9 protein-coding genes and 1 pseudogene are annotated in these 7,768 nt (G+C 69.7%); 6 read left to right on the top strand and 4 right to left on the bottom strand.

Features of this window, described 5'->3' with window-relative positions; all coding sequences use genetic code 11:
- A pseudogene (locus H0U68_RS20735) lies at positions 1-142 on the top strand (multifunctional CCA tRNA nucleotidyl transferase/2'3'-cyclic phosphodiesterase/2'nucleotidase/phosphatase); the annotation flags it as partial.
- On the opposite strand, the gene H0U68_RS20730 reads toward H0U68_RS20735, so the two are convergent.
- Genes H0U68_RS20730 through H0U68_RS20720 form a run of 3 tightly spaced genes read right to left on the bottom strand, consistent with a single transcriptional unit; the run spans position 143 to position 2,370 of the window.
- Positions 143-1,066, bottom strand: a complete 924-nt coding sequence (locus H0U68_RS20730) for an ROK family protein (protein ID WP_296358798.1) — start codon at positions 1,064-1,066, stop codon at positions 143-145.
- Positions 1,067-1,070: 4 nt separating this feature from the next.
- Complete coding sequence (locus tag H0U68_RS20725; protein WP_296358797.1) at positions 1,071-1,265, bottom strand: DUF2905 domain-containing protein; 195 nt, start codon at positions 1,263-1,265, stop codon at positions 1,071-1,073.
- 40 nt (positions 1,266-1,305) lie between these two features.
- Entirely contained in the window at positions 1,306-2,370 is a 1,065-nt protein-coding gene (locus tag H0U68_RS20720; RefSeq protein ID WP_296358796.1) for an SAM-dependent methyltransferase, read from the bottom strand.
- 53 nt (positions 2,371-2,423) lie between these two features.
- On the opposite strand from H0U68_RS20720, the gene H0U68_RS20715 reads away from it, so the two are divergent.
- Together H0U68_RS20715 and H0U68_RS20710 are read left to right on the top strand one after the other, a co-directional pair.
- Positions 2,424-3,209: an SDR family oxidoreductase gene (locus H0U68_RS20715; protein WP_296358795.1), complete on the top strand. Its 786-nt coding sequence runs from the start codon at positions 2,424-2,426 to the stop codon at positions 3,207-3,209.
- A gap of 6 nt (positions 3,210-3,215) precedes the next feature.
- Positions 3,216-3,584, top strand: a complete 369-nt coding sequence (locus tag H0U68_RS20710) for a dihydroneopterin aldolase (RefSeq protein ID WP_296358794.1) — start codon at positions 3,216-3,218, stop codon at positions 3,582-3,584.
- 10 nt (positions 3,585-3,594) lie between these two features.
- Here H0U68_RS20710 and H0U68_RS20705 read toward each other — a convergent pair whose 3' ends face one another.
- Positions 3,595-4,755, bottom strand: coding sequence for a M20 aminoacylase family protein (locus H0U68_RS20705; protein ID WP_296358793.1), 1,161 nt, complete (start codon positions 4,753-4,755; stop codon positions 3,595-3,597).
- A gap of 79 nt (positions 4,756-4,834) precedes the next feature.
- Here H0U68_RS20705 and H0U68_RS20700 point away from each other — a divergent pair, with 79 nt between their 5' ends.
- The 3 genes from H0U68_RS20700 to H0U68_RS20690 all read left to right on the top strand — a co-directional run.
- Positions 4,835-5,719 carry a transporter substrate-binding domain-containing protein gene (locus tag H0U68_RS20700; RefSeq protein WP_296358792.1) on the top strand — a complete coding sequence of 295 codons (885 nt, stop codon included), beginning with the start codon at positions 4,835-4,837 and terminating at the stop codon, positions 5,717-5,719.
- An 89-nt stretch (positions 5,720-5,808) separates the two neighbouring features.
- On the top strand, positions 5,809-7,395 hold the full coding sequence (locus H0U68_RS20695; RefSeq protein ID WP_296358791.1) for a hypothetical protein: 1,587 nt from the start codon (positions 5,809-5,811) through the stop codon (positions 7,393-7,395).
- An 18-nt stretch (positions 7,396-7,413) separates the two neighbouring features.
- On the top strand, positions 7,414-7,768 hold a 355-nt coding region (locus H0U68_RS20690), incomplete at its 3' end, for a DUF2939 domain-containing protein (protein WP_296358790.1).

Raw genomic sequence — 7,768 nt, 5'->3', positions numbered from 1 at the left:
GATGCAGGCGCTGCGGGCCGCGCTCTCGGTCGAGACAGCCGGCATCGCGGCCGCGGCGCGCGAGCGCGGCGCGGCGGGTCCGCAGATCGGCGAGGCGATCCATGCGGCGCGGGTGGAAGCGGTCAGGGAAGCGCTGCGCTGATCAGACCAGCAGCGCCAGCGCCGCGTAGTCCCCAACGCGGTCGGCCAGCCCGGCTGGCACCAGCTCGCAACCCGCCGTCAGCGACGGCAGCTTGCCCGCGATTTCCGCCTGCAGCTTGGGCAGCAGATAGTCGCGGTTGTTCCAGAACACGCTGCCGCCCAGGCTGATGCGCTGCAGGTCCAGCACCACGATCAGGTTGTAGAGCGCGCGGCCCATGATGCGGCACAGCGCGTCCACCGTGGCAACGGCGCGGGCGTCGCCGGCCTGCGCGTTGCGCAGCAGCGTGGCGGCGCCGGCGCCGAAGCGGCGCTCCATCGCGTTGCCGGCGATCAGGGCCTCCACGTCGCCCACGTTGCCGCAGCCGCACAGCGCGTCGTCGTTGTCGCTCACGAACATGTGGCCGGCGTGGCCGGCATTGCCGTTCTTGCCGCGCAGCACGCGGCCGTCGGTGCACAGCCCCATGCCGATGCCGGTGCTCCAGGTCACGTAGGCGCAGTGGTCCACGCCCTGCAGCGCGCCCCAGTTGCGCTCGGCCTCCAGCGCGGCCACGCAATCGTTCTCCACGCGCACTGCGCCGAAGCGCTCGCGCAGCGGCGCCTCCAGCAAGGCCGTCATCCAGTCGTTGGGCAGGCCGCGCTCCGGCCCGGCGAGGCCGCCGCAGATGTTGGGCGCGGCCAGCTCCACCAGGCCGCCGCGCAGCACGAACGGCCCGCAGGACGACACGCCGGCGCGCTGCACCTGGCCGGGCGCGACGCCGGCTTCGGCGCAGGCCTCGTCCACCAGGCGGATCACCTGTTTGGCCAGCGCATCGTGCGGGCCGGTCTTGGCGGTGGGTTCGGTGCGGCGGGCCACCAGCTCCAGCCCGGCGCCGCTGTTGAGGCTGACCGCGACTTTCGTTCCGCCGATGTCGATGCAGGCTTTCATGCGTTCAGATGAATTTGGCAAGGGTGCTGGCCAACAGGCTCAGCAGGATGGTGCTGGCCAGCGGCACGTTCCACTCGCGGCCGAACAGCTTGAAGCGCAGGTCGCCGGGCAGCCTGCCGAAGCCCAGCCGCTGCAGCGCCGGCGTCAGCCAGTTGATCAGCATGAGGGCCAGGAAGACGACGATGAACCAGCGGATCATGCAGCGAGTGTGCCGCACAACACGGCTGGCATGTGGCCGCTCAAAGCGTGTGCGTGCGGTCGCCCTGGCCGAAACCCAGCGCGTCCCAGTACGCGCCCTTGTGCAGCGCCAGCACCTTGAACAGCTCGCCCATTTCGTGCTCGGCGATCAGGCGCTGTCCGGCCACGCGGTCGGGCAAGCCGGCGTCGGCCAGCTGCGCGGCCAGCCCGCAATTGACGAGGAAGCGGCCCTGGCTGGTGTAGCCCAGCGTGGCCAGCCCGGCTTCCTGCGCGGCCACGGCGATGCCGGTGAAATCGACGTGGGCCGTGATGTCCTTCAGGCCCGGATCCACAAGCGGATCGGGGTCGGCCAGGTGGCCGCGGTGGCACATCAAAGTGCCCATGTGGCGCTGCGGGTGGTAGTACTCGGCTTCCGGAAAACCGTAGTCGAGGAAGAAGGCGGCGCCGCGCGTGAGCCGGTCGGCCAGCGTGCGCACGAAGGCCTCGGCCTGCGGATGGATTTCGGTCAGGTAATCGTGCGGGCCCTCGATCTCGAGGGGCGGGCGCAGCGCGGTCGGGCGGTCCTCGAAGCGCAGCGCGCCGTCCGCGGCGACCACGCCGCGCTCGTGCCACGCGCCCCCAATGCGCGCCAGCAGCTTCACCGGCATCGCATCCAGCACCTCGTTGCCGAGCACCACGCCTTCGAAGCGTTCCGGCAACTCGCTCAGCCACTGCACGCGGCCGGCGTGCGCGGCCAGGGCCTGCTGCTGCCGGGCGCGCAGGCTGGCCGACAGCTCGACGATGACGTAGCGCCGCACGGCATTCGCATCCAGCGCCTGCAGCAGCTGCGCGGCCAGTGCGCCCGAGCCGGCGCCGAATTCCCAGAGCTCATGGGTCCGCGTCTGCTGCAGCGCTTCGCCCAGCTGCGCGGCCAATGCACGGCCAAACAGCGGCGTCATCTCCGGCGCGGTGACGAAGTCGCTGCCCGACGCCGGCATGGCGCCGAACTTGCGCGAGGCGTTCGCGTAATAGCCGAGCCCCGGCGCGTACAGCGCCAGCGCCATGAAGCGGTCGAACGGCAGCCAGCCGCCGTCGCGCGCCACCGCCTGCGCGATGAGCGCCTTCAAGGCGCTCGCTACACTTGTCGTTTGATCGTCCTGCACCCTCCGATTGTCCGCGAATGAGCGACCCTTCCACCTCTCCACATCCGCGCACCGTGCTGGTCACCGGCGCCGCGCGCCGGCTGGGCCGCGAGATCGCGCTGGCGCTCGCGGCGGGCGGCTGGCAGGTGGCCGTGCACTACCGCGGCTCCGCCGCGGATGCGCAGCAGACGGTGCGGGACTGCGCACAGGCGGTGCCCGCCGGATGGCAGTGCGATGCCTTCCAGGCCGACATCGCCGACGAAGCCGCGGCGCGCGCGCTGGTACCGCAGGTGGTGGCGCGCTTCGGCCGGCTCGACGCGGTGGTCAACAACGCATCCCTGTTCGAGCATGACGATGCGGCCAGCTTCAGCGGCGCCGCGCTCGAAGCCCACATGCGCACCAACGCCGCCGCACCCATCCTGCTGGCGCAGGCGCTGCATGCGCACGTCGCGGCGCGCGACGGCACGGGCGCGGTGGTGAACCTTCTGGATCAGAAGCTGTGGAACCCGAACCCGGACTTCCTCAGCTACACCTTGTCCAAGGCGGCCTTGCATGCGGCCACCAACGCGCTGGCGCTGGCGCTGGCGCCGCGGCTGCGCGTGGTGGGCGTGGCGCCGGGGCTCACGCTCACCAGTCACATGCTGTCGCAGGAAAAATTCGAGCAGCTGCACCGGCTGTCGCCGCTGGGGCGGTCGTCCACGCCGCAGGACGTGGCGGCCACGGTGCGCTTCGCGCTGGAGAACGAATCCATCACCGGCACCACGCTGCTGGTGGACGGCGGCCAGCACATGCTGCACTTCGCGCGCGATTTTTCCTTGATGTAGGGCCCCATGTTGAAAGCCGGCACCCAGATCCTCACGCTCACCGGGCTGCGCTTCGACGCCGCTCTGGGCATCCTCGACCACGAGAAGACCGCGCCGCAGCCGATTCTGGTGGACGCGGAACTCAACCTCGGCACGCAGCCGCTGCAGCCCAGCGACGACGACATCTCGCACGTGCTGGACTACCGCAAGGTGCGCAAGATCATCATCGACGAGTGCACCGCCGAACACGTGAACCTGCTGGAATCGATGATCGGCAAGCTGGCGCACCGGCTGATGCAGCTGCCCGGCGTGCTGGGCGTGCGCGTGCGCATCGTCAAGCTGGAGATCTTCGACGACTGCGAGGTGGCGATTCGGGTGGAGACGGGGTTGTGGTGAGTAGCTTCACCTAAACCGGCAAGCGCGTACGCGCAATCTGCGCCAGAAAGCGCGCACCTGTCCCCAGCAGCCGGTCGTTGAAGTCGTAGCTGGCGTTGTGCAGCGGAACACCGCCCTCCTCGCCCGCGGCGCCGTTGCCCAGGAACGAGAACACGCCCGGCACCTCGCGCAGGAAGGCGCCGAAGTCCTCCGAGATCATCTGCGGCGGCGTGTCGGCATCCACGTTCTCCGCGCCGGCCACCGCGATGGCCGCGGCCACCACGTCGGGCACGCGCTCCGGCCAGTTCACCGTTGGCTCGAATTCGTGCGTGTACGCGAACTCCACCTCCGCGCCGTGCGCCGCGCCGACGCCCAGGCAGATGGAGCGCATGCGCTCCTGCAGCCGCGCCTGCACTGCCGGTGCGTAGCTGCGCGTGTCGCCCTTGATGGTCACGTGCGTGGGAATCGCGTTGCGGATGCCGTCGGTGACGAACTCGGTGCACGACACCACCGCGCTTTCGGCCGGATCGACGGCGCGCGACACCACCGTCTGCAGCGCCACCACGATGTGCGCCGCGCACACCAGCGGGTCCACGCCGGCATGCGGCCGCGCCGCATGCCCGCCCTTGCCCGTGACCTGGATGACGAAGTTGTCCTCGCTGCCCATGATGCCGCCGGCGCGCGTGGCGATGCGGCCCAGCGGCATGCCCGGCATGTTGTGCACGCCGTAGATCTCGTCGATGGGAAAGCGCCGCAGCAGGCCGTCGGCCAGCATCGCGCCAGCGCCGCGCCCGTGCTCCTCGGCCGGCTGGAAGATGAAGCGCACCGTGCCGTCGAAGTCGCGCGAACGCGCCAGCATGTGCGCCGCGCCCAGCACCATGGCCATGTGGCCGTCGTGCCCGCAGGCGTGCATGCGCCCGGGCGACTGCGACGCGTGCGCGCGCGCCGGTGCCGCCTCGTGGATCGCCAGCGCGTCCATGTCGGCGCGCAGGCCGATGGCCCGCGTGCCGCTGCCGCAGCGCAGGCTGGCGACGATGCCGGTGCCGCCGATGCCGCGCTGCACCTCCAGGCCCAGCGCCTGCAGCAGGGTGGCCACGTAGTCGGACGTCCGCTTCTCCTCGAAACCGAGTTCGGGGATGCGGTGCAGCTGGCGGCGCCAGCCCAGCATGTTCTGTTCGAGCGTGGGGTCCATGCACCGGATGATGGCGGAAAACGCTGAGGTCCACGCGTCGGTGCGAAGCTAACATGGCGCACCCTTTCAGGAGAAGACCATGATGTCCAAAACCTTGCTGTCGCTCGCGCTGCTGGCCGCCGCCAGCTCCGCCGCCCTCGCCGACGACACCTTGCAGAAGGTGGCTCAGGGGGGCAAGCTGAGCATCGGCTACCGCGAATCGTCCATTCCCTTCAGCTACGTGGGCGGCCCCGGCAAGCCAATGGGCTTCGGCATGGACGTGTCCAACGCCATCGTCGCGGAGATCAAGCGCACCGTGAACAAGCCGGTGCTGGAGGTGGAGTACGTGGCCATCACCTCGGCCAACCGCATCCCGCTGATGGTGAACGGCACGGTGGACTTCGAATGCGGCTCCACCACCAACAACAGCGTGCGGCAAAAGGACGTGGCCTTCGCCATCAACTACTACTACACCGGCACGCGGCTGCTGGCCAAGAAGAGCTCGGGCATCCGCAACTACGCCGACCTGGCCGGCAAGACGATCTCCAGCACCAGCGGCACCACCAACGTGCAGGTGCTGCGCAAGTACGACCGCGACAAGAACCTGAACATGCAGCTGGTCTACGGCAAGGACCATGCGGAGTCCTTCCTGCTGGTGGAGTCGGGCCGGGCGCTCGCCTTCGGCATGGACGACATCCTGCTGTACGGCCTGAAGGCCGCGTCGAAGAACCCGGCCGAGTGGGAGGTGGTGGGCGACGCGCTGCAGGTCGAGCCCTATGCCTGCATGCTGCGCAAGGACGACCCGAAGTTCAAGGCGCTGGTGGATGGCGTGATTGCCCGCATGATGAAGAGCGGCGAGTTCGAGAAGCTCTACACCAAGTGGTTCATGGCGCCGATTCCGCCGAACAACGTGAACCTCAGCGCGCCGATGCCGCAGGAGCTGAAGGACAACCTGAAGGCGCAGAGCGACAAGCCGGCCACCTGAAAATCCGCGGGCCGGGCGATTCCCGGGGCATCGGCCGGCCCGCGGTGCCTGCGTCTTGGCAATAATGCGCGGACTCCTTTGGAGAACGCGTGAACACCATCCCCGACATCGCCCCCATCCAGACCCGCCCTGCCAGCAGCGCCGCCGAGCCCAGCATCGTCACCTTCGCGGTCAGCGACCCCGAAGTCCTGCTGGCCCTGTCCGAATACCCCGACGGCCCGCAGCGCACCAACTTTCTCGTCACCGCGCTGAAGGTCGGCGTGCTGTCGCTCAAGGCCGCGCGCGGCACCCTGGACAGCGACACCGTGCGTCGCGAGGGCGACCGGCTGATCGACCAGCTGGGCGAGCGCCTGAACAGCTGGCGCGGCAAGTTCGAGGAACGCGTGACCGGCTCGCTGGCCCACTATTTCGACCCGCAGCAGGGCATGTTCACCGAGCGCGTCAACCGGCTGGCCAAGGCCGACGGCGAACTGGCCACCGTGGTGCGCCAGCAGGTCAAGGACGCCGAGGGCAGCCTGTCGAGGGTGTTCGAACAGTTCATCGGCGAGAACAGCCAGCTGCTCAGGGCGCTGGACCCGAGCGGCGAGAACCAGCTGGTGACCATGCTGCAGCGCACGCTGGACGGCGTGGTGCAGGCGCAGAACCTGGCCATCCTGAGCCAGTTCAGCCTGGACAACAAGGACTCCGCCCTGGTGCGTTTCCTGACCGAACTGACCGCCAAGCACGGCGACCTGAGCCATGCGCTGTCGCGCAACATGCAGGAGGTGGTGGCCGAGTTCAGCCTGGACAAGGAAGACTCGGCGCTGTCGCGCCTGGTTGCGCGCGTGGAAACGGCGCAGCGCAGCCTGACGTCCGAGCTGTCCCTGGACAACGAGAATTCGGCGCTCAAGCGCATGTACAAGATGCTGCAGGACCACCAGCAGACGGTGCTGGACAACCAGCGCCAGCTGGCCGCCACGCTGGACGCCGCCGTGCAGGCGCTGCAGGCGCGCCGCGAGGAGGCGTCCAAGAGCACGCGCCACGGCCTGGAGTTCGAGGCGGCGCTGGGCGGCCACCTGCGCGGCCTGGCGCTGGCCGCGGGCGACCTGGTGCAGGACTGCGGCGCCACCACCGGCGTCATTCCCAACTGCAAGGTCGGCGACCACATCATCACGGTCGGCCCCGAGAAGGTCGCGGCCGGTGCGCGCATCGTGGTCGAGGCCAAGGAGAGCGGCTCCTACGACCTGAACCGCACCATCCAGGACGCCGACATCGCGCGGCGCAACCGGGGCGCCGGCGTCTGCGTCTTCGTGCACTCCACGAAGACGGCCGGCCCGAGCATTCCCGCGTTCGCGCGCTACGGCCACGACATCGTGGTGAAGTGGGACGCGGAAGACGCCGCCGGCGACGCCTGGCTGCAGGCCGCGCTGATGGTGGCCCATGCGCTGTCGGTGCGCGCCGCCACGCACGGCAAGCAGGACGCCGCCAGCTTCGACGCGGTGGACAAGGCCATCGAGCGCATGCGCAAGCACATCGAGGGTTTCGAGGAGATCAGCACCTCCGCCACCACCGTGCAGCGCTCGGCGGAAAGAATTCTCAAGCGCGCCAAGCTGATGGAAGACGGCCTGACCGACCAGGTCGCAGCCATCGCGGACCAGTTCTTGAAGCTCAAGGAACGCGCGGCGCAGGACGACTGAACGGACACAAGACACGATATGCAAGACGACACCCGGCGCCCGGCGCTTCCCAAGCTGGCCGCCGCGGCGGCCCTCGTGCTCCTGCTCGCGCTCGCCGCCTACTGGTGGTGGTCGCCGCACCTGGCGCTGCGCGGCATGCACGCCGCCGCGCAGGCACGCGACGCCGACCGGCTGAACCAGTACGTGGACTACCCGCGTGTGCGCGAGAACATGAAGGCGCAGTTCGCCGGGCGGTTCGCGCCGCGGGGCGCGGGCGCCGCCAACGACCCGATCGCCGCGCTCGGCGCCTCCGTCGGTCTGGCGGTGGCCGGCGGCTTCATCGACACGCTGGTACAGCCCGAGGTGCTGATGCGCGCGCTGGGCACCGGCGAAC

The sequence above is a fragment of the Ramlibacter sp. genome (assembly GCF_013697775.1).
Lineage (GTDB): Bacteria > Pseudomonadota > Gammaproteobacteria > Burkholderiales > Burkholderiaceae_C > Ramlibacter.
The sequence above is the reverse complement of the archived record's forward strand: the minus strand, read 5'-3'. Positions and strand labels throughout refer to the sequence as shown.

What these genes read in the sequence shown, in the direction of transcription:
- H0U68_RS20700 (WP_296358792.1), top strand. Translation starts at nt 4,835, where the DNA reads ATGATGTCCAAAACCTTGCTGTCGCTCGCGCTGCTGGCCGCCGCCAGC.
- H0U68_RS20715 (WP_296358795.1), top strand. Translation starts at nt 2,424, where the DNA reads ATGAGCGACCCTTCCACCTCTCCACATCCGCGCACCGTGCTGGTCACC.
- H0U68_RS20710 (WP_296358794.1), top strand. Translation starts at nt 3,216, where the DNA reads ATGTTGAAAGCCGGCACCCAGATCCTCACGCTCACCGGGCTGCGCTTC.
- H0U68_RS20725 (WP_296358797.1), bottom strand. Translation starts at nt 1,265, where the DNA reads ATGATCCGCTGGTTCATCGTCGTCTTCCTGGCCCTCATGCTGATCAAC.
- H0U68_RS20730 (WP_296358798.1), bottom strand. Translation starts at nt 1,066, where the DNA reads ATGAAAGCCTGCATCGACATCGGCGGAACGAAAGTCGCGGTCAGCCTC.
- H0U68_RS20705 (WP_296358793.1), bottom strand. Translation starts at nt 4,755, where the DNA reads ATGGACCCCACGCTCGAACAGAACATGCTGGGCTGGCGCCGCCAGCTG.